General features: G+C 65.1%; 21 protein-coding genes and 1 pseudogene. 15 read left to right on the top strand and 7 right to left on the bottom strand.

Going from position 1 to position 19331, the window contains the following annotated elements; translation table 11 throughout:
* Positions 1 to 61 precede the first annotated feature (61 nt).
* Complete coding sequence (locus DTX69_RS21445; RefSeq protein WP_119303632.1) at positions 62 to 562, top strand: PAS domain-containing protein; 501 nt, start codon at positions 62 to 64, stop codon at positions 560 to 562.
* Positions 563 to 660: 98 nt separating this feature from the next.
* On the opposite strand, the gene DTX69_RS21440 is transcribed toward DTX69_RS21445, so the two are convergent.
* Positions 661 to 1374 carry an alpha/beta fold hydrolase gene (locus DTX69_RS21440; RefSeq protein WP_162917425.1) on the bottom strand — a complete coding sequence of 238 codons (714 nt, stop codon included), beginning with the start codon at positions 1372 to 1374 and terminating at the stop codon, positions 661 to 663.
* 219 nt (positions 1375 to 1593) lie between these two features.
* Between DTX69_RS21440 and DTX69_RS21435 the strand changes: the two genes are divergently transcribed.
* From DTX69_RS21435 to DTX69_RS21425, 3 genes are all read left to right on the top strand, one after another.
* Positions 1594 to 2721: a THUMP domain-containing class I SAM-dependent RNA methyltransferase gene (locus DTX69_RS21435; protein ID WP_119303630.1), complete on the top strand. Its 1128-nt coding sequence runs from the start codon at positions 1594 to 1596 to the stop codon at positions 2719 to 2721.
* A gap of 196 nt (positions 2722 to 2917) precedes the next feature.
* Positions 2918 to 3265 (top strand): phasin family protein, encoded by a 348-nt coding sequence (locus DTX69_RS21430; protein WP_119303629.1) that lies wholly within the window; start codon positions 2918 to 2920, stop codon positions 3263 to 3265.
* 570 nt (positions 3266 to 3835) lie between these two features.
* Positions 3836 to 4297, top strand: a complete 462-nt coding sequence (locus DTX69_RS21425; protein ID WP_162917424.1) for a COG4315 family predicted lipoprotein — start codon at positions 3836 to 3838, stop codon at positions 4295 to 4297.
* Between the two features lie 19 nt (positions 4298 to 4316).
* Here DTX69_RS21425 and DTX69_RS21420 read toward each other — a convergent pair whose 3' ends face one another.
* On the bottom strand, positions 4317 to 4877 hold the full coding sequence (locus DTX69_RS21420) for a GNAT family N-acetyltransferase (protein ID WP_119303627.1): 561 nt from the start codon (positions 4875 to 4877) through the stop codon (positions 4317 to 4319).
* A 132-nt stretch (positions 4878 to 5009) separates the two neighbouring features.
* Here DTX69_RS21420 and DTX69_RS21415 point away from each other — a divergent pair, with 132 nt between their 5' ends.
* The 3 genes from DTX69_RS21415 to DTX69_RS21405 all read left to right on the top strand — a co-directional run bounded on the left by DTX69_RS21415 (position 5010) and on the right by DTX69_RS21405 (position 7686).
* Positions 5010 to 5879: a metal-dependent phosphohydrolase gene (locus DTX69_RS21415; RefSeq protein WP_119303734.1), complete on the top strand. Its 870-nt coding sequence runs from the start codon at positions 5010 to 5012 to the stop codon at positions 5877 to 5879.
* 254 nt (positions 5880 to 6133) lie between these two features.
* Positions 6134 to 6973 (top strand): leucine-rich repeat domain-containing protein, encoded by an 840-nt coding sequence (locus DTX69_RS21410; protein WP_119303626.1) that lies wholly within the window; start codon positions 6134 to 6136, stop codon positions 6971 to 6973.
* Positions 6974 to 7257: 284 nt separating this feature from the next.
* A complete protein-coding gene (locus DTX69_RS21405; protein WP_284735970.1) occupies positions 7258 to 7686 on the top strand; it encodes a GFA family protein in 429 nt (142 codons plus the stop codon).
* A 203-nt stretch (positions 7687 to 7889) separates the two neighbouring features.
* Here the strand turns inward: DTX69_RS21405 and DTX69_RS21400 are convergent, their stop codons facing one another.
* Positions 7890 to 10244 carry an adenosylcobalamin-dependent ribonucleoside-diphosphate reductase gene (locus DTX69_RS21400; protein ID WP_119303624.1) on the bottom strand — a complete coding sequence of 785 codons (2355 nt, stop codon included), beginning with the start codon at positions 10242 to 10244 and terminating at the stop codon, positions 7890 to 7892.
* Between the two features lie 398 nt (positions 10245 to 10642).
* Here DTX69_RS21400 and DTX69_RS21390 point away from each other — a divergent pair, with 398 nt between their 5' ends.
* Together DTX69_RS21390 and DTX69_RS21385 are read left to right on the top strand one after the other, a co-directional pair.
* A complete protein-coding gene (locus DTX69_RS21390) occupies positions 10643 to 11014 on the top strand; it encodes a type II toxin-antitoxin system death-on-curing family toxin (protein WP_284735969.1) in 372 nt (123 codons plus the stop codon).
* An 83-nt stretch (positions 11015 to 11097) separates the two neighbouring features.
* The gene (locus DTX69_RS21385) at positions 11098 to 11511 is read left to right on the top strand and encodes a hypothetical protein (protein ID WP_119303623.1); all 414 of its coding nucleotides are present in this window, start codon (positions 11098 to 11100) and stop codon (positions 11509 to 11511) included.
* Positions 11512 to 11534: 23 nt separating this feature from the next.
* Here DTX69_RS21385 and DTX69_RS21380 read toward each other — a convergent pair whose 3' ends face one another.
* The 4 genes from DTX69_RS21380 to ftsE form a co-directional block, all read right to left on the bottom strand.
* Positions 11535 to 12248 (bottom strand): lysophospholipid acyltransferase family protein, encoded by a 714-nt coding sequence (locus DTX69_RS21380; protein WP_119303622.1) that lies wholly within the window; start codon positions 12246 to 12248, stop codon positions 11535 to 11537.
* A 292-nt stretch (positions 12249 to 12540) separates the two neighbouring features.
* A complete protein-coding gene (locus DTX69_RS21375) occupies positions 12541 to 13224 on the bottom strand; it encodes a YdcF family protein (RefSeq protein WP_119303621.1) in 684 nt (227 codons plus the stop codon).
* A 195-nt stretch (positions 13225 to 13419) separates the two neighbouring features.
* Complete coding sequence (locus DTX69_RS21370) at positions 13420 to 14313, bottom strand: cell division protein FtsX (RefSeq protein ID WP_119303620.1); 894 nt, start codon at positions 14311 to 14313, stop codon at positions 13420 to 13422.
* Between the two features lie 3 nt (positions 14314 to 14316).
* Positions 14317 to 15063 (bottom strand): cell division ATP-binding protein FtsE, encoded by a 747-nt coding sequence (ftsE, locus tag DTX69_RS21365; RefSeq protein WP_119303619.1) that lies wholly within the window; start codon positions 15061 to 15063, stop codon positions 14317 to 14319.
* Between the two features lie 278 nt (positions 15064 to 15341).
* Between ftsE and DTX69_RS31070 the strand changes: the two are divergent.
* The 6 genes and pseudogenes from DTX69_RS31070 to DTX69_RS21340 form a co-directional block, all read left to right on the top strand.
* Positions 15342 to 15440, top strand: a pseudogene (locus DTX69_RS31070) (zinc-ribbon domain-containing protein); the annotation flags it as partial.
* Between the two features lie 12 nt (positions 15441 to 15452).
* Positions 15453 to 16217 carry a hypothetical protein gene (locus DTX69_RS21360; protein ID WP_284735968.1) on the top strand — a complete coding sequence of 255 codons (765 nt, stop codon included), beginning with the start codon at positions 15453 to 15455 and terminating at the stop codon, positions 16215 to 16217.
* 169 nt (positions 16218 to 16386) lie between these two features.
* Positions 16387 to 16758, top strand: coding sequence for a response regulator (locus tag DTX69_RS21355; RefSeq protein ID WP_119303617.1), 372 nt, complete (start codon positions 16387 to 16389; stop codon positions 16756 to 16758).
* A gap of 218 nt (positions 16759 to 16976) precedes the next feature.
* A complete protein-coding gene (locus DTX69_RS21350; RefSeq protein ID WP_119303616.1) occupies positions 16977 to 17405 on the top strand; it encodes a CBS domain-containing protein in 429 nt (142 codons plus the stop codon).
* Positions 17406 to 17859: 454 nt separating this feature from the next.
* Entirely contained in the window at positions 17860 to 18684 is an 825-nt protein-coding gene (locus DTX69_RS21345; protein WP_119303614.1) for an alpha/beta fold hydrolase, read from the top strand.
* A 147-nt stretch (positions 18685 to 18831) separates the two neighbouring features.
* Positions 18832 to 19083 carry a hypothetical protein gene (locus tag DTX69_RS21340; RefSeq protein ID WP_119303612.1) on the top strand — a complete coding sequence of 84 codons (252 nt, stop codon included), beginning with the start codon at positions 18832 to 18834 and terminating at the stop codon, positions 19081 to 19083.
* Positions 19084 to 19331 lie beyond the last annotated feature (248 nt).

Here is a 19331-nt window from a genome sequence, read left to right as displayed (position 1 = left end):
CTTAATCATGCGTTAGCATTCGAGAGAGTACGCAGGAGACTTCATATCGGAACGACGTGGCATGCTCGCTGACATTCGGCACATAGATCCCGCTGTGTTGCGGCACCCGGACGCGTTGCTGCTCTATCGCTATTGGCTGAAGAAGCGGGGGAATCGGTCCATGCCCAGCCGCGAGGAGATCGATCCGGTCGAGATCCCGCCGCAGGTGCTGCCGGGCGTGTCGCTGATCGACGTCGTGCCCGACGAGCGGCGGTACGTCTATCGCCTGGTGGGCACGGGCGAAGTCGAAGCGCGCGGATTCGATCCCACGGGCAAGTCGGTCATGGATGGGTTCCTGGCGCCGAGCAAGGAGGATGCGGTCGGCTGCTACGACCGCGTGGTGGCAATGCGCGAGCCGCTGGTCGATCCGGTGGCATTCAAGGCAATCGACGGCCGCTACGTGACCGAGGAAACGATCTTCCTGCCGCTCTCCGATGACGGCGTGACCGTGAACAAGATCCTGGTCTTCGCCGCCTGCCGCGAGGTGCACGAGCCGCCGGCTCTGCCGCTGTCGGAGTTCTGAAGCGGCCGGCTCTGCCTCTCCGCGACGCAACGCAATCGCATTTGCCGATGCACAAGCTGCAGTCACATGCAAAAGTCCTGCTGCGCGATGGGGCCGGTTCAGCCTGATTGGCCAAGGAGGGTCAGCGCCTCGAGGATGCTCCGTGCGACCAGGTGTGGTTGGTCCAGACTGGGCCAGTGCGATGCCCCTTCCAGCCGGAGTGCCGGAATGGGGTGGGTCCGCAACCATTCCAGGGTCGCCTCCGGGCAGTTTGCCGGATTGTAGAGGTAGCATGCCTTTGCGGACTCGATGAGCACCTCGCCGGGCACACAGACCGCCGAAAACCTGCGTGCCTCGCATCCCAACTCCCACAACGCCGTCGGATCGGCCTTCGCAACGACCGATCGATATCGCGCGATGATCGGATGGTCTTCCACGAGCCTGTCAAGCCGCGTGAGGAACGCTTGCCGGAATTCGTGCGCGCTCGCGAAGTCCGCTGCCGTGCCGGAAAAGTAGGCGTCCTCGGCGGTCAGGTTTCCCTCCAGCGAGAGGATCGTCTCGATGGGCGATGGGGCCGGCCGGGTGGCCAGAGACGCAATGATCGACGCGACCGAGTGAGCGACCACGATCCGGGCGCCTTCCTCCTCGGCCACCGCGCGAACGACGCGCGCGAGCGCCTCCAGAGTTGTCGCGGTCTTGAGCGGCGGCGTATTGCCGAAGCCGGGGAGGTCCAGCCCCAGAAGGCGATAGCGAGCGGCAAGCTCGGTGTCCTTCAGCGGAAAGAACATGCTGCTGTCGTCGCCCAACCCCGCCATGAACAGGATCGCCGGCAAGGTGTCGGCACCCGCACGCCAGATGCAGCAGTCGCGCGCTGATGTTTCGGCCATTGGTCTCTCCAGGGATCACGCCGCTCAGACTATCGGGCGGGCCTTGGCAGAGCTTCAGACATCCATCAAAGGACTGTCAAATCGCCGACGCGGGAACTGAGGCGTCGCGAAAGCGCGGCCCAGAAACTTGTCGCAACCTGGTCGCCAGCACGATATGGAACCGGGATGAACGCAGGCAGCGAGTTCGAGATCTTCCTGGTGACCGCGCCGGGCCTGGAATCCGCGTTGTGCGCGGAAGCGAAGGCGCAGGGATTCAGGACACCCAAGGCCGTCAAGGGCGGGGTCACGGTGCAAGGCGGCTGGCGCGAGGTCTGGCGCGCGAACCTGGAGCTGCGCGGCGCCGCCCGCGTGCTGGCGCGCATCGCCGCGTTCCGCGCGTTCCACCTGGCACAGCTCGACAAGCGGGCGCGCAAGGTCGCGTGGGAGATGATCCTGCGGCGGGATGTGCCGTTCCGGGTCGAGGCATCGTGCGCGCACTCGCGCATCTATCATGAGCGCGCTGCGGCCGAGCGCATCCAGACTGCGATCGAGGAGACACTCGGCGCGCGCGCCTCGCCGGATGCCGAGCTCAGCATCAAGGCGCGCATCGAGGATGATCTCTGCACCATCAGCGTCGACACGTCCGGCCAGTCGCTGCACAAGCGCGGCCATAAGGAGGCGGTCGCCAAGGCGCCAATGCGGGAGAACCTGGCGGCCTTGTTCCTGCGCCAGTGCGGCTATGACGGCAGCGAACCGGTGCTCGACCCGATGTGCGGATCGGGCACTTTCGTGATCGAGGCCGCCGAGATCGCAGCCGGCCTCAAGCCCGGCCGTTCGCGGCGCTTCGCCTTCGAGCAGCTCGCGAGCTTCGATGCGGCGGCGTGGCAGAAGCTGCGCGATAAGGGCGGCGGCGCTGGAAACATTGCGCCGCCGGCGGTCCGGTTCTACGGCAGCGATCGCGACGCGGGCGCGATCCGGATGAGCCGCGCCAACGCGGAACGCGCCGGCGTTGCCGCGCTGACGGAGTTCAAGCAGCAGGCGTTGAGCGCGCTGACGGCGCCGAGCGGGCAGCCGGGCCTCGTCATCGTCAACCCGCCGTACGGTGCGCGCATCGGCGAGAAGAAGGGGCTGATGTCGCTCTACCGCGCGCTCGGCCAGACGCTTGGTGCGCGCTTCGCCGGCTGGCGCGTCGGCCTGGTGACGAACGAGACGTGGCTCGCCGAGGCCACCGGCTTGCCGTTCGGGCCGCCGCAAGGCCCGGTATCGCACGGCGGGATCCGCGTGTCGCTGTTCCGGACCGGAGCGCTGCCGTGACGAGCGGCTCTGCCACTTTGAGACAGCGAAGCCATCGCACATTTGCCAGCAAACATGCGCAGCGCCAATGACGCAAAGAACATGCTGTCGAACGTGCAACGGAGATGCACTCCGTTGGTTTGATGTCCATCAATGCGATCTCACTCGACGTAGCTGATAACAGCAGCACGCCGCTTCGAAAGAAGGAGATCTTCCCATGAAAGATCGTAATGCCCAGGCAAGGGCAAGAGAAAATGCGAGTGCGCCGCCGCTGGAGGCCACTCAATGGTGGAATCCGCCGATGATGAACGTTGCGTTCCGCGCCGGCGAGCGATGTGCCGCTTTGAATGGCGAGGTCCTCCGATTTGCGAGTGATCGTTTGCGGCGGGATAGTGAATTTGGATTTGCGCTCGCCAAGTGCCGCAGCTGGACCGAAGCAGCAGAATTGCAGCGCGATTGGGCGACCAAGACGACTGAAGACTATTTCGAGGAAAGTCGCCGCCTGCTCAAGCTGGCAACCCAGTGGAGCGCCGACATGGTGGAGGCGAGCACTGAGGAAGCCTAGCAGAGGAGCGTCTCCGAACTCGTTTGCTGCTAGGAACACCGACTGCGCTTAAGCGGCCGCAGTGCCAATCGTCAAGAGCATGCTGCGATGAGGCCTCATCGCAGAGGTCCTAGGTCCGCGCCTTATCCCACGTTGCACATCGATGCGGTAGAGCCAATCCCGTTCCGGCCGCCGCAGGCCCCGGTGTCGCATGGTGGCATCCGCGTGTTGCTGTTCCTGAGCGGACCGCTGCCGGGCGATCGCATGACAAGCACGCGCTGATTTCCCCTCCCCCAACTTGGGTGCTGCGCAGATGAAGAACGCACGCTGTAATTCCCCTCCCCCAGCCTGGGGGAGGTCAGGGAGGGGAAGCCGCGTTTCGGTGCGAGACAGTCATCGCTCGCTTCCCCCACCCCGACCCTCCCCCAGCTTGGGAGAGGGGGAATCATGCTCTGTTGGAAAAATGCGATAGCCCTGCAACTTGGGGGGACGGGGAACGCTTCACCAAGATTTGTTCAGCGCGTCGGGACGCCGTCAGGCTTCCGGGTGTTTCTCGGGCCTCAGAAACGCGCGACAAGGGAGGAACATCGCATGATCAATTTCAGGATCACCGCGGCGTCCGGCCTGGTGATTGTGGCCGGGCTGGCCGGTTGCGCCTCGGAAGACTATGGGGGCGAGGCGGGCGAGATAGGCATGAGCGACACGGGGATGCCATCCCGCGTGGCCGAGGCAAATTACATGCCTTCAGGCACTTACATGCGCGAGAGCCCGGCGGGGGAGATCATGACCACGCCGGAGGGCATGACGGTCTACACCTACGACGCGGATACGCGGGGCGCCTCGAACTGCTACGGCGAATGCGCCGAGGAATGGCCGCCGGTCACCGCGCCGAGCGACGCTCAGGCGTTCGGCCAGATGTCGATCATCGAGCGCACGGACGGAACGCGCCAGTGGGCCTACAACGGAATGCCGCTCTACCTCTATCACGACGACACAGCGCCGGGTGACGTCGAGGGCGACGGCGAAGGCGGGGTCTGGCACGTCGTGCAATAGGCGTGCCGGGACACCTGGATCAGCGCGCCTGCTGCCAGCGCTCCTGGCTGATGCGATAGAGCACGTGCCGGCGCAGCGGGTGGTCTTGCGCCAGGCGCGGATGGTCGAAATCGTCGGCGGGATCGTGGGTCATGCCGATGCGCTCCATCACGCGGCGCGAGCGCGTGTTGGCGGGCACGGTGATGGAGACGATCTCGTCGAGGGCGAGCCGCGTGAAGGCAGCTTCGAGGGACGCACGGGCGCCTTCGGTGGCATAGCCCCGGCCCCAGTATGCGCTGGCGAGCCGCCAGCCCACTTCGACCGCCGGCGTGAAATGCGCCTCGAACGAGATGTACGACAGGCCGATGAAGCCAATGAAGGCACCGGTCTCTTTGAGCTCCGCCGCCCACCAGCCGAATCCATGCTGATCGAAATGCGCGCGGACATGCCTGACGATCGCATCGATCGCCGCGCGGTCCTTCACCGGCGTCAGGAATTCCATGACCGCGGCATCGTCGAACATGGCGGCGAAGGTGTCCGCGTCGTCGTCGCGCCACGGGCGGAGGATGAGGCGGGGAGTCGTGAGGGTGATGGAGGTCATGTCGAGATCGCGGCAAGGTCCGTGGAGCGGCTGTATCGATAGCACACGGCGCTTCCCGCTCCAACCGAACTACCCCTGAGCTCTCAGCGGGGCCTATAATCGGTCAGCGCTCGCGAGCCGATGGAGGCTGGGATGTTCAATCCGACGACCTTGTTAGCGGAAGCGTTGGGGCGCCACCTCGCGGAGACCTATGACCGGCGCTATGGCGGGCGGGAGCCGGAATATGGGCGCATCCTCGAGAGCGCCGGGCGGCTAGTGATCGAGTGGATCGCCAACAGCGATGCGCTCTACCACAGCACCAACCACACCGCGCTCGCCGCGCTCGTCGGAGAGGCCATCTTGCGCGGGCGCCTGCTGCGGCAGCCGCTGGAGCCGGCCGACTGGCTGCATTTCACGCTCGCCCTCATCATGCACGACATCGGCTACGTGCGCGGCGTGTGCCCGGGCGATGAGTCCGACCGCTTTGTGATCGACGAGAGCGGCGCGATGGTGACGCTCGAGCGCGGCGCGTCCGACGCGGCGCTCGCGCCCTATCATGTTGACCGCTCGAAGATCTTCGTGCGCGATCGCTTCAGGTCAGTGCCCGGCGTGGATGGCGAGCGCATCGCGCGCGCGATCGAGATGACGCGCTTCCCGGTGCCGCAGGACGGGCTGCATGACGAGACCGATACGGAAGCGGGCCTGGTGCGCGCTGCCGACCTGATCGGCCAGCTTGCCGATCCGCTCTATCTGCGGCGCCTCAACGCGCTCTATTACGAGTTCGTGGAGACCGGCCTAGCCGCGCGCAACGGCTATGCCAGCCCCGCCGACATGATCGAGAAATACCCGGCCTTCTTCTGGGAGAATGTCGAGCCTTACATCGGACCCGCGCTCGGCTACCTGGAGCTCACCATCGAGGGCAAGCAGTGGATCGCCAATCTCTATGCCCACGTCTTCACCGTCGAGCACGCGCGGCGAAGGCTGGGCCCGCACCTCGTGCCACAGAGCAGCGAGAGGTCGTAGCGGCGACGTCGGTGCCGGTGCTGCTCGTGGCGGCGAGCTAGGTGGGCTGGCTAGGCCTCCCACGATGCGCTTTCCTGCAAAATCTCGATGGCTGGAAAATCGGTGGCGGTGGCGAAGGCGCAGGCCAGGCCGGTGGGCCGCCTAGCGCACCAGAAGCCCAGGGCGACGCAGCTCTCACGAAAGTCGGCAGGCTCACACCCATTCGAAGGGTGCTATGATGGGGCGGAAGAACGGGGCGAAAGCCGGGGGATGGAGTGCTCCAGGTACCTCAGAACGAGCCGCTGCGAACATCGCTGGCGGGGGTCGATCGCGGGCTGAAGACGTTGTGGGTCGACGGCACCGCCAAGGACTTCGCGGCGCTGCAGGAATTCCAAGCGCTCACCCAGCTCACGGTCTATCGGCTGCCGCGCCGGCACGTGCCGGTGCTGGCGGGTTGCCGCCTGCCACGCCTGACGACGCTCAGCCTGCGCCATGCCGACGCCGAGGACCTGCAATTCCTCGGCAAGCTCGCGACGCTGGAGACGCTGACGGTCTGGCAATCCCGGAAGCTGAAGCGGCTCGACGGGGTCGAGCGGCTGACGCGGCTCGCCGAGCTGTATCTCAACGATGTCGGCGCCATCGAATCGCTGGCGCCGCTGGAGCCGCTGACGGGGCTGCGGATACTGGCCCTGACCGGCGGCGTGCAGACAACACAAGTGCTGCCGCCGCTGGCGCCGCTCAGGGCGCTGGTCGGGCTCGAGCAGTTGCATCTGACGGCGGCCAAGGTGAGCGACGGCGATCTGAGCCCGCTCGCCGATCTCAAGCAGCTGACCCGGCTCGAGCTGTCGCCGCGCACGTTCGAGCCGGCGGAGATCGCCTATGTGGCGGCGGCGCACCCGTTCTTCCTGCGTGATCTGCTCGCGCTGCCCGACTTCGATGCCTGGGCCGGCGCGCCCGGCTGCAAGAAGTGCAAGAGCGGCCGCAAGGTGCTGTTCCTGCGCAGCAAGAAGCTGCTGTGGTGCCCGCAATGCGAAGGCGTAAAGCTCAAGGCGCTGGTCGCGGAGTTCGAGCAGCTGGTGGAGGAGAAGAGGCGGGAGCGCGCGGGCGGGCGATAGGCGCAAGGAAATCGACTCTGACCCCATTTTAACGACTCCGCTATTTCCCATGCGCTCGGCTATCTCGAGCTGACCATCGAAGGCAAGCAGTGGATCGCCAATCTCTACAGCCACGTCTTCACCGTCGAGCACGCGTGGCGTAGGCTGGGGCCGCATGTTGCCGCGAAGGGGGGCGTGCGTCCTAACGGCGATGTGCGCGCTCCATGAACTGGACTAGCCGCCCTCGGTCCGCTCGTGTTAGCGGACCGACCAAACGTGCAACACTTGACCGGAGACGAAGGATCGTGAGCCAGAGTCACAGAGGACAATGCTTCTGCGGCGCCGTCGAGATCGCGGCGGAGGGCGCGCCGCTCGAGATGGGGTTCTGCCATTGCAGCGACTGCCGAAGCTACACCGGCGCGCCGCTGGTCGCGTTCGCGCTGTTCAAGGCGGAGCAGGTGCGTGTGACCAGGGGCGAAGAGTTGCTCGGCGGCTTCAACAAGACCGGGATGAGCCATCGACGCTTCTGCACGCAATGCGGCGGCCACCTCATGACGGGCCACCCGACACTCGGCTTCACCGACGTCTATGCGGACAAGCTTCCGACCCTCGCGTTCAAGCCGAGCGTGCACCTGAATTACGTGGAGGCGGTGCTACGGATCAAGGACGGGCTGCCGAAACTGAAGGATTTCCCCGCTCATGTCGGCGGGTCGGGGGAGTTGGTGGCGGAGTAGCATTTCAGCCGGCCGCTGGGTGAAGCTGTGGCGGCGCCTCACCTAAGCGGAATTGTGGCGGTGCGCGTCCGATGCGGCGCAGACCTTAGCGATGGAAACGAGGGAGCAGGTTCTCCTAATTTTGACCTCGACCTCATGGGTCCCGGGTCGCGCTGTGCGGCGCCCGGGATGACAGGTTAGAGAAGTGGCATTGCCTTACTGCCTCAACTGCACTTCGAGTAGCCGCAGCTCGTGCAGAGGTCGCAGTTTTCCTGGCGGATGAGGCTGGGCGAGCCGCACTTGGGGCAGTGGCGCAGGCGCAGGGAGCCGGCGTCGCCGTTGCCGAGGCCGTCGGCTAAGTTCGCCACTTTCCGCGCGGCCATGTGTTCGAGCTCGGCGCGCTCCTTGGCGGGGTCCGGCAGGAAGCCGATGGCGATCATGTGGCGTTCGATCACGTCGCCGATCGCGGCGAGGAGCGAGGGGACATACTTGCCGTCGACCCAGGAGCCGCCGCGCGGGTCGAACACGGCCTTCAATTCTTCCACCACGAACGAGACGTCGCCGCCGCGGCGGAACACGGCCGAGATCATGCGCGTCAGGCCGACGGTCCAGGCATAGTGCTCCATGTTCTTGGAGTTGATGAAGATCTCGAACGGGCGGCGGCGGCCATCCTGGATGATGTCGTTCAAGGTGATGTAGATGGCGTGGTCGCTCTCCGGCCAGCGTACCTTGTAGGTCTGGCCGGGCAGGGCCTCCGGGCGATCGAGCGGCTGGGTCATGTAGACGACGCCGCCGGCTTCGAAAATATCCTCGGCCTTCGATTCCGGCTTCAGGCTCAACGGCAGCTCCGGCTGGCGCGCCTTCTCCTTGTCCTTCTCCCGCGCGATCTCGAGCACCGCGCCGGTCACCTCGTTCGGGCGGTAGGTCGTGCAGCCTTTGCAGCCGGTTTCGAACGCCATCATGTAGACGTCCTTGAAGGCCTCGAAGGAGAGGTCGACCGGGCAGTTGATGGTCTTGGAGATCGAAGAGTCGATGTGCTTCTGCACCGTCGCCTGCATCAGCACGTGATCCTGCGGCGACAGGGTCTGGGCATCGACGAAATAGTCGGGCAGCGGCGCATCCTCGCCCTTCAGGCGGCGATAGAGGCGATAGGCATAGTCGCTCACCTCCTCTGCCTGGCGCGCGCCGTCGGGCAGCAACACATTGCGCGTGTATTTGAAGCTGAAGACCGGCTCGAGGCCCGACGAGACGTTGTCCGCGAACAGCGAGATGGTGCCGGTCGGCGCGATCGAAGTGACCAGCGCGTTGCGGATGCCATGCGCAGCGATCGCGTCCTGCACGTCCTCATCCAGGCTCTTGACGAATTCGCTCTTCATGAAGGCGTCGCGGTCGAACAGCGGGAAGGAGCCCTTCTCCTTCGCGATCTCCACCGAGGCGAGATAGGCGTCACGCGTCAAGGCGCGCATCCACTGGTCGGTCAGCTCGACTGCACGTGCGCTGCCGTAGCGCGCCTCGCACAGGATGAGCGCGTCGGCAAGGCCGGTGACGCCGAGCCCGATGCGGCGCTTGGAGCGCGCCTCGTGGGTCTGCTGCGGCAGCGGAAACTGCGAGACGTCGACCACATTGTCCATCATGCGCACGGCGATGCGCACGAGGCGCTGGAGCTCCTCGAGGTCGAGATGCGCGTTCGCGCTGAACGGCTCGCGGATGAGCGTGGTGAGATTGATGGAGCCGAGCAGGCACGCGCCGTAGGGCGGCAACGGCTGCTCGCCACAGGGATTGGTCGCCTGGATATTTTCGCAGTAATGCAGATTGTTGGCGCGGTTGATGCGGTCGATGAAGATCACGCCGGGCTCGGCCGCACTGTAGGTCGAGCGCATGATCCGGTCCCACAGCTCGCGCGCGCGCACGACGCGGAATGTGGTGCCGTTGAACTTCAGCTCCCAGGGCCCATCCTCCTTCACCGCCTGCATGAAGGCATCGGTGATCAGCACCGAGAGGTTGAACATGCGGAGCCGCCCGGGCTGCTGCTTGGCCTCGATGAAGCTCTCGATGTCCGGATGGTCGCAGCGCATGGTCGCCATCATCGCGCCGCGGCGGTGGCCGGCGGACATGATGGTGCGGCACATCGCGTCCCACACATCCATGAAGCTGAGCGGGCCAGAGGCGTCGGCGCCGACGCCCTTCACCGGCGCACCCTTGGGGCGCAGGGTCGAGAAGTCATAGCCGATGCCGCCGCCCTGCTGCATGGTGAGGGCGGCTTCCCTCAGATGCTCGAAGATGCCGCTCATGTCGTCCGGGATCGCGCCCATGACGAAGCAGTTGAAGAGCGTCACGTTGCGCTTGGCGCCGGCGCCGGCGAGGATGCGGCCAGCCGGCAGATACTTGAAGCCGGAGAGCGCCTCGTAGAAGGCGTCGGCCCACTTGGCTTGGGTCTCCGGCTGCTCGGCCTCGGCGAGCGCAGCGGCCACCCGGCGCCAGCTATCCTCGATGGTCTTGTCCACCGGTGCGCCGTCCGGCCCTTTGAGCCGGTATTTCATGTCCCAGATCTGCTGCGAGATCGCGGCTACCTGCGCCATCGCCCTAATCCTCAACCCTCAATATATGGCCCCTCGGCCCCATCTTAACCACCGCGGGGGCAGAGAGACTAACAAATGACCTGACGAGAGTCGACTGAATGTTCTCTCTTTGTTTCAACAGGGTTGAGCCAGACTTATCCCCAGATGAGCCCCATTAAGTCGTTGCAGAACATTATGAAAACAAAGTTATCCACGTTATCCACAGAATCCACAGCAGCGGCGTGCGTGGGGGCCTGTGGATAACCCTCCCCTTGGGTTCTCTAGCGGCAGCAGGTTTTCAGGATCGAAACGGAAGACGGCTACCGCGTTGCTCCGTACGACCCTGAGTTCGAGCGCCAGATGGAAGCGGCGCGCAAGATCATGAAGAAGCGCCGCAACGTCCTGCGCGAGCTTTCCAAGTGACGGCGTGGCTCTCGAAGGCCATCATTCTCGCGATCCACGATGAGCAGTTGGCAGAACACGGCGGCCGCACGGGCGTGCGCGATGATGGGCTGCGAGAGTCCGCATTCCGCAGAACCGGTTGGCGTACGATGAAGCAGCGGATCTCGCGACCTTGGCCGCCGCTTACGCGTTTGGCCGCGCGTGCAATCATTTCTTTCATCGACGGCAACAAGCGCACCGCCTTTGTCGCGGCGGAACTGTTCCTGGGCCTCAACGGCATGACACTGGCCGCGAGCGACCAGGATTGCGTTCTGACAATGCTGCGGCTCGCAGCGGGCGAGATCGAAGAAGAGGGTTTCGCCGCGTGGCTTCGCGCGAATGCACACTAGCTGTTCCGCCATTTGCACTACTCAGGGACTGTCACCTAATATCCTCGACCTAAGGGTTCGTTTCGGAACGACTGGTCCGCGGCATGAACACGCAACGCAGCCTATATTTGATCGGCGGCGAGGACGACGAACAGGCTCTATTCCTGCTGCACGGAGATAACGACATTTGTCGCCTGAGCTGCAGCTATCGTGGGAAGCTGATCGAAGCTGAGGCGGCTGATTTCTTTGACGCGTTGTGCAAGATTCGACGACAGCTCTGGGACGACGGCTTGATCCCGTTTTGTTATGGGGCGAGCATGAATGTGTATCCCTCAGGGATGGCCAGAGACATGGGCAAGGGCTTGAAGGCCTATAAGCTGACCGAGGGACAACACACGAGCATCGTGGATCTCGTTGACATATTCGCAGAAGGTCCCGACGTTGTCCCGGCCCCGGTCGAAATACAACAGAGGTTCTGGGAGGACTGGCTAGCCTCTGTTCGAGAGTCCGCTTCGTAGTTTCAGCTGTACTTGCGTAGACGTTAGACCGCACCCGAGAGTAGCTTCTTCGCGGCGGGCTCCAGCCTTGCTTCCAGTTCCGCCATGAAGCTTTTGCGGTCGAGGCCGGGCGGGATGGCGGGCAGATATTCGATCAGGATGCGGCCGGGCTTCTTGGTCCAGGCCTTGCGGCCCCAGAACAGGCCGGAATTGAGTGCGACCGGCACGACGGGCACGTTGAGCTGGCTGTAGAGCGCGGCGATGCCCGGCTGATACGGCTTGTGCGCACCGGGGGCGACGCGGGTGCCTTCGGGAAAGATGATGATCTGCCGGCCTTGCGCGAAGGCGGTGTTGGCGTCGCGCACCATCTGCTTGAGGGCAGCCGCCCGGCCGGACCGGTCGATCGCGATCATGCCGATCTTGCGCAGGAACCAGCCGAAGAGCGGGATGCTCAGGAGCTCACGCTTCAGGATGAAGGAGGGGTGGTTCAGGCGGCGCGAGAGGAACAGCGTCTCCCACGCCGACTGATGCTTGGCGGCGATGATCGCCGGGCCGTGGGGGAAATGCTCGAGGCCCAGCTCGCGATAGCCGAGGCCGCAGAAGAGCCGCAGCAGGAAGAGCGTGCCGTCGATCCAGAGGTGTGCCGCCTTCCACACCCACGCCGCCGGCGCCAGCAGCAGCGGCAGGCTCACGACGTGCATGATCGCGGACCACAGCAGGTAGAAGAGGTTGAACAGCAGGGAACGGAGGAGAGTCACGCGTGCAACGCTCCAAAAGGACTCACCTTCTCCCCTTGTGGGAGAAGGATGCGGAGGCTTAGCGAGGCGAAGCCGAGCTTAGCCGAAGCTGGATGAGGGGGCCGCGCCGAAAGACGCGCAGCGCGCGAGCGCTGATGATGAGGCAGCGTTGTAGCGCTCTGGCGAGCGCGCGCGGCTCTCGCCGCGCTATCCCTCCTCATCCAGCTTCGCCTAGGCTCACTGCGTTCGCCAAGGCTACGCATCCTTCCCCCGCAAGGGGGGAAGGGAAGTGTTGTTGGAGTCAGTGTCTTCATCACAACCCGACCATCGCCGCTATGCGGGTGCCCACACCCGCGATCGCGTTGCCGACGTCGGAGACCTTCGCGCGGACGGCCGCGGCGAGGTATTTATGGTACTCGTTGAACAGCAGGAAGATCGTGTTGGGCCGCACGAACCAATAGGGGTCCTGCATCTGGCGCGGGAATACCGGATTGGGGATGATGGTGATGCCCGGCATGACGCGGCGGAACTCGATCAGACTGCGGTTCATGTGGTAGTTGGCAGTGACGAGCCGCACGGTGGTGAACTCGTTCTCGGTGAGCCAGCGCAGGCTCTCGCGCGCATTGCCCTCGGTCGAGCGCGCGTCGTAGCCGAGGGTGACGCAGCAATCGAGCACCGCCTGCTGCGGCTGGGCGGCGCCGTTCAGCGTCTGCAACAACGCCGGCATGTCGACGCCGCTGGAGACGCCGGAGATCAGCAGCTTCTTCGCAAGGCCGCGATCCAAGAGCGCGAACCCTTCGGCCAGGCGAACGTCGCCGCCCGTCAGCACCACGATCGCGTCGACCGGGCGGTCGGGGTCCGGCACCCTGGGCGGAATGGCGGCGGCGAAGGCGAGAAAGCCGCCCAGCCAAATCACGATCAGCAGCAGCACGCCATGGGAGATCCGCCGGCCGAGGCTCGGCGGCTGTTCCTTGAAAGTGATTCGTCCGGCTCTCATGGGCGATGGGTCTTAGCAGAGCGGAAAGGCGGTGTCATGCGGGAGCAGAACTCTATCTCCCCCTCCCCCAACATGGGGGAGAGCTGGGGTGGGGAAACGAGCGAAGATTGTCACGCAGCGAGGCGCGGCTTCCCCTCCCTATCCCTCCCCGATGTTGGGGGAGGGGATTGTCGTGCTCGCTGCGCGAGCGCAGTTCTAGTACGCCATCCTTCTCAGCGCGGTGAGGACGGCGATGCGGACGGTGATCATGGCGATGAGGACGGCGGCGAACGGGATCAGGGCCAGGGGCCAGATCATCCAGGGCTCGAAGGTGCGGACGGCAGCGCTCATGGGGACGGCGCCGCGGGCGGCGAAGACCGCGGCCATCAGCAGCGTGGCCGTCGCCAGCAGCGAACCGATGAAAGCGCCGAAGAAGCCGTAGCGGAAGGCCTGGGCCTGGAACTGGCGCGCGACGTAGGAATCGTGCGCGCCGACCAGATGTACGATCTCCACGATGCGACGGTGGATCGAGAGGCCGGCGCGCGCCGTGAACGCGACCACGCCGGCGGTTGCGGCCAGCACCAGGGCCAGCAGGCTCACTGCCATCACCTCGATGGTGCGCAGGAAGCTGAGCGCGCCGGCATTGAACTGCGCATGGTCCTCGATCACGGCACCGGGCGAGACGCGCTGCAGGCGCGCCGCCAGCTCGGAGAGGTTGGGGCGGATGTCCGGCGCGGTCGATACCGCCACCAGGTCGGGCAGCGCGACGCCGAGCTCTTCCATCTGATCGCCGAGCCAGGGTGCCAGCAGGCGCCGCACCTCCGCGTCATCCAGCAGGCGCGTGCCGATGACGCCGTTGGTGTCGGAGATCTCCTCGACCGCCGCATCGAGGCGCTGCTTGCGCGCGGCGGGCTCTTCGTCGATGACCGCCGGCAGCTCCACCGTCAGCTGGCCGCTCAAGTCGCGCTGCCAGCGCTGCGTCACATGATGGACCAGCAAGGCGACGGTCGCGGCGATGATCGCGAGATAGACCATGAAGCCGATGATCCACGGCAGGAAGCGCGCGGTCGAATCGCGGTCGAGCGGCAGGTCGGTGCGGAAGCGCAGCATGGCTCAGGCGCTCTCCTGCTGCTCAGCCTCGGCGTAATCCGGCGCGGTGTCATCGGGCGTCGTGTGATCAGGGGGCGGCGCCGCGGTCGTGGGATCGAACGGGCGGATCGTGCCGTTCTCGATGCGCAGCTGGCGGTGATTGAAGCGGCCGACCAGCCCTTCATTGTGGGTGGCGACGACCACCGTCGTGCCCATCTTGTTCAGCTCTTCGAACAGGTACATGAGCCGAACGCCGATGCGGTCGTCGACATTGCCCGTCGGCTCGTCCGCCAGCAGCAGGCTGGGGCGCGAGATGACGGCGCGCGCGATCGCCACGCGCTGTTGCTGCCCACCGGACAGGGTCGCGGGCAAGGCATCGAGGTGATGCTTCAAGCCAACCCAGGCCAGGAGCTCCGGCACATGGCGTTTGATGTCGCTCTCGCGCACACCGGCAATGCGCAAGGGCAGCGCCACATTGTCCGTGGCGGAGAGATGTTCGATCAGACGGAAATCCTGGAACACCACGCCGATCCGCCGCCGCATGGCGGGATAATCGCCGCGCCTCAGGACCGAGACATCGCGGCCGAAGAGTTCGACGCGCCCGGCCGCGGGGCGCAGGCCGAGATAGATCAGCTTCAGCAGCGAAGATTTGCCGGCGCCGCTCGGCCCCACCAGGAAGTGGAACGAACCAGGCGCCAATGTGAAGGAGATGCCGCGCAATACTTCCGGCCCAGCGCCATAACGCACGGCGACGCCGTCGAACAAAACCACTATCCAGGCCCCTAACCGACTTCCCGAGTCGCCCTCAGGCTCGGCAGAATTGCACGCTCGCCCTGTTCAGGTCCAGGCTTGCCCGGGTTAGGGAGGGGGAAGCCGCGTCCCAGTGGTAGACAGTTATCGCTCGCTTTCCCCCACCCCGACGCTCCCCGGGAGGGGAATGATGCTCTTGGTGGCTAAATGCAATAGCCTTGCAGGCTTGCCCGGCTCGACGGGTCAGAACTATAAGCTTTTAGAAGCGCCTACGTGCTTTCAGGGGACCTATAAGAAGCGTGATCATCGCCTGCCCGTCCTGCGGAGCCCGGTTCAATCTGGATCCAGCCAAGCTGCTGCCAGCGGGCCGCAACGTGCGCTGTGCCAAATGCGAGCACCGGTGGCGCCAAATGCCGGAGGGCTACACGGTCAGCGAAACGGTGCCGGCGGCACCTCAACTGTCGGAAACGCCGCCTGCGCCACCAGCCGAGCCCGAGGCCGCCGCGCCGCCGGAGGAGGCCGAATCACATCCGCCGAGCCCGCCGGAGACCCCGGCCGAGATGGCGCAATCCCTGGCGGCGATCGCCGAGCAGGTGGCAGGCGCCAACAAGTCCGAGGGCTACACCGTCAAGGAAGGGCCCCTGCAGGAAGGGCCCAACCCGATCGCGCGCTTGGCGCGGCGCACCACGGGACCCATCACCGTGCCGCCGCGCATGAAGCCGATGCGCCCGGCCAAGCGCAGCTCCAGCCTCGGCCTCATCCTGATCGCCGGGCTCGTGGTCGGGCTGCTGATCGCGGGCTACGTGTTCCGCGACGTGATCGCGCGCACCGTGCCGGGTGCCGACGCGATCTATTCGCTGCTTGGACTCTCGGCCGACGATGCGACCGCCGATCTCGATCTCGCGATCGACGACTGGAAGCTCGAACCGGGCGACCAGACGGGCGAGAAGGTGTTCCATCTGTGGGGAACGGTGTTCAACAAGTCCTATTATCCAGTCTCTCTTCCGCCGTTGATCGTCACGCCGATCGACGCGGCCGGAAGCCAGCTGGAGCCGCTGGAGTTCCGCCTGGCCGAGACGCAGATCGAGCCGGGACAAAACATCAAATTTCTGAAATCTTTCGACAATTGGCCTGCCGGGGCGCCGCGCTTCGACATCGATTGGTCCGCGGAATGACCGGGCTCACCAATTCTTAAGGCGGCGCGACTATCCTTCCGTGGCGACGTGCGGGGCGCAGGCCCCGTGGTGTGGAAGGACAAGTTGAGCCAGAATGAGTGAAGGGCTAGACCGGCAACCGGACTGTGGGGACAACCCGGAGAACGCCGGCCAATCAAGCGGTGATTCGGTGGCAGCGATTCTGCTGGCGGAAGACGACGAAGCGGTGCGCGAGTTCGTCAAGCGCGCGCTCGCGCATTACGGCCATAACGTGACGGCGGTGGGCGACGGCGGCTCCGCGCTCGCGGCTTTGGAAGAGAGCCCGTACGACCTGCTGCTGACCGACATCGTCATGCCTGGCATGGATGGCATCGCGCTCGCGCTCAAGGCGACCAAGGACCGGCCCGCTCTGCCCGTGGTGCTGATGACCGGCTTCGCCAACGAACGCCAGCGCGCGCACAACCTCGACGCGCTGATCGACCGCGTGGTCTCGAAGCCGTTCTCGCTGAAGGAGATCTGCGCCGTGGTGGAAGACGCGCTGCAGGCGCGGGGGATTCAGTAGGGCGCGGGCTGGTTCCGTAGCTGCCGCGGCGAACCCAAACCGCATTCCTTCTCCTCGCGCCGGATCATTTTTCAAAGCAGGGAACGACTCCTCATCCCCAGCGGTTTGCGGCGTGATGCGTGATGCCGGCGAGCGTGCATGCCTTCCGCTCGACCAAGCGGACAGGAGCTCGCGGACACGCGTGCAAGCTCAAGCCCAAGCGGATGCGAGGAAGGCCAATGCAAGTTCAGCAGATCATGCACAAAGGTGCCGCGATTGCGGATCCCAACATGACGATCCGCGATGCCGCGCGCAGCATGCGGGCGGACAATATCGGTGCGCTGCCGGTCGGCGAGAACGACCGGCTCATCGGGATGGTGACGGACCGCGACATCGTGATGCGGGCGGTCGCCGAAGACCGTTCCGCCGGGAACACGACCGTCCGCGAAGTCATGTCGGATAAGGTGTTCTACTGTTTCGAGGACGAAACGGACGAACGCGCCGCCCAGATCATGGCGGAGCACCAGGTTCGACGCCTGCCCGTTCTCAATCGGGACAAGAGGCTTGTCGGCGTGGTTGCCCTCGCCGATCTCGGCAGGAGCAGCGACAAGGCTGCCAAGCAGGCGCTCGCCGGCGTCTCCGAACCGACGGACCAGCCGCGGCGCTAGGCCCGATCGGGACCGTAGTTGTCTCCGACCGGCGGGCGGTGATCGCCGCGCCGGTCGGCCGATTCATGACTCGCCCTGCCAGATATCGCCCTCCTGCGCCGCCGAATACGGACGCCGCGCGCCTGATCGCGGCCCCGTAGTTTAACTGGCAAAACACCCGCCTTATACGCGGCTCGTCTCCGGACTGGAGAGCTATCCCATGCTCGTTTGTCGGAGATGACGTCGCGCTGTCCGCCCTGCGCTAAGTCGACTCCGACCCATCTCCACCACGGGGAAAACGGCGCGACAACCTCGTGGTGCCACCGATAAGCTGCCGAGCCTGATGCAGGAAGCACGTGGGCGCGCAGGACGCAGCGATAAATCGACTCTGACCCCATTTTCTTCACTTCATTCGCCAAATGGCCCTGCCCAAGGGGATTGGGTGGCGCTGTTCCGAAGATAGGGAGACCATTCGATGTCGTGGAAACTCGATGAGACCGTGCAGACATCCGCGGGCATTGTGGCGGCGGGGCGAACCGGCAGCGGGCCTGCACTCGTGTTGGCGCACGGCTGGCCTTGGTCCTCGTTCTCATGGCACCGGATCATTCCGGACCTGGCGCAGCGCTATCGCGTCCATTGGTACGACATGCCTGGATATGGGCGATCCGCCAAGAGCGCGGCGCAGCGCACATCGCTAGATGTGCAAGGAACGGTGTTCGCCGAGATGCTGGCGCACTGGGGTCTCGCGCGGCCCATGGTCGTCGCGCACGATTTCGGCGGCGCGACGACGCTGCGGGCGCATCTGCTGCATGGCTGCGACTTCGAGCGGTATGTGCTGATGAACGTCGTCGCGATGCGCCCATGGGGATCCGCGTTCTTCGACCATGTCGGCCGCCACGTGGAGGCCTTTCTGGGCCTGCCGCCGCACATCCACCGCGCGGTCGTGGAAGCCTACATCAAGGGCGCGATCGTGAACGACGTCGGGTCCGACGATTTCGGGAAGCTGGTCGAGCCGTGGCTCTCCGAGGAGGGACGCGGCAGCTTCTATCGGCAATTCGCGCAGGCCGATGAAAAATATACCGCCGAAGTTGAGCCGTCGTTCGGGACGATCCGCTGTCCGGTCAAGATCGTCTGGGGCGAGGACGATCCATGGATTCCGCTGGAGCGCGGCAAGGCGTTGCATGCGCTGATTCCCCAGGCCTCGTTCGAGACACTGCCTGGCGTCGGCCACCTGCCGCAGCTCGAGGCGCCGGCTCTCGTCCTGGAGCGGTTGAACGCGTTTCTATCCAAGGCCGTCTGAACCGGAGGAGCGGATCCATCACCCTGGCACATAAGGTCGCATAGGCGCGCCGCGCTGCAACGGCGGGAGAGGCGGGATGTTGCACGAGTCATTGATGGACGTCTAGGAAACTGAGAGGGCTCAGTGTCATCGGCACGACATCGGCGCATGATACCGCTGGTGGAGCGCGACGAGGAGTCGCAGGCCGCACCACCTCGACGTGAACCGGCGGATCAGGCGCTGCACGGCAACGACAACCTGCAGCAAGCGCGTGCCGATGAAGCGCGCGCCGACGACGAGCTGGCGCAATCCAAGAGGCGGACATGGGAGGTCTTCGCCCGCTGGCTCATGATCGGCGGCCTGCTCGGCGCGCTCCTCCTCATCGCGGTGCTGGGGTTCGTTTATTCGGGATATCCTTAGCACTCGCGCGCTGCGCGCGGCTCTTCGCTGCGCGGCCCCCTCATCCAGCGTCGCCTAAGCTCACTTCGTTCGCTAAGGCTTCGCATCGTTCTCCCGCGAAGGGAGAAGGGGATTCTGGCTGAGGGTCGTGACTAGAGCACGTTTCCCGAAGTGTGAATCTGGTGGGATTCCCAGCTGGGGTGATTTGTGATTCAAGATGCTGACTGGGGTGGAGGCCAGCATCGATGTCACGACCCTATTCACTGGAT

Origin of the sequence: Dongia deserti (assembly GCF_003574735.1) — a bacterium.
GTDB lineage: Bacteria > Pseudomonadota > Alphaproteobacteria > Dongiales > Dongiaceae > Dongia_A > Dongia_A deserti.
The sequence above is the reverse complement of the archived record's forward strand: the minus strand, read 5'-3'. Positions and strand labels throughout refer to the sequence as shown.

Coding starts and splice junctions, on each gene's coding strand:
- DTX69_RS21445 (WP_119303632.1), top strand. CDS start 62: ATGCTCGCTGACATTCGGCACATAGATCCCGCTGTGTTGCGGCACCCG.
- DTX69_RS21435 (WP_119303630.1), top strand. CDS start 1,594: ATGAACGCAGGCAGCGAGTTCGAGATCTTCCTGGTGACCGCGCCGGGC.
- DTX69_RS21430 (WP_119303629.1), top strand. CDS start 2,918: ATGAAAGATCGTAATGCCCAGGCAAGGGCAAGAGAAAATGCGAGTGCG.
- DTX69_RS21425 (WP_162917424.1), top strand. CDS start 3,836: ATGATCAATTTCAGGATCACCGCGGCGTCCGGCCTGGTGATTGTGGCC.
- DTX69_RS21420 (WP_119303627.1), bottom strand. CDS start 4,877: ATGACCTCCATCACCCTCACGACTCCCCGCCTCATCCTCCGCCCGTGG.
- DTX69_RS21415 (WP_119303734.1), top strand. CDS start 5,010: ATGTTCAATCCGACGACCTTGTTAGCGGAAGCGTTGGGGCGCCACCTC.
- DTX69_RS21400 (WP_119303624.1), bottom strand. CDS start 10,244: ATGGCGCAGGTAGCCGCGATCTCGCAGCAGATCTGGGACATGAAATAC.
- DTX69_RS21385 (WP_119303623.1), top strand. CDS start 11,098: ATGAACACGCAACGCAGCCTATATTTGATCGGCGGCGAGGACGACGAA.
- DTX69_RS21375 (WP_119303621.1), bottom strand. CDS start 13,224: ATGAGAGCCGGACGAATCACTTTCAAGGAACAGCCGCCGAGCCTCGGC.
- DTX69_RS21370 (WP_119303620.1), bottom strand. CDS start 14,313: ATGCTGCGCTTCCGCACCGACCTGCCGCTCGACCGCGATTCGACCGCG.
- DTX69_RS21360 (WP_284735968.1), top strand. CDS start 15,453: ATGCCGGAGGGCTACACGGTCAGCGAAACGGTGCCGGCGGCACCTCAA.
- DTX69_RS21350 (WP_119303616.1), top strand. CDS start 16,977: ATGCAAGTTCAGCAGATCATGCACAAAGGTGCCGCGATTGCGGATCCC.
- DTX69_RS21345 (WP_119303614.1), top strand. CDS start 17,860: ATGTCGTGGAAACTCGATGAGACCGTGCAGACATCCGCGGGCATTGTG.
- DTX69_RS21340 (WP_119303612.1), top strand. CDS start 18,832: ATGATACCGCTGGTGGAGCGCGACGAGGAGTCGCAGGCCGCACCACCT.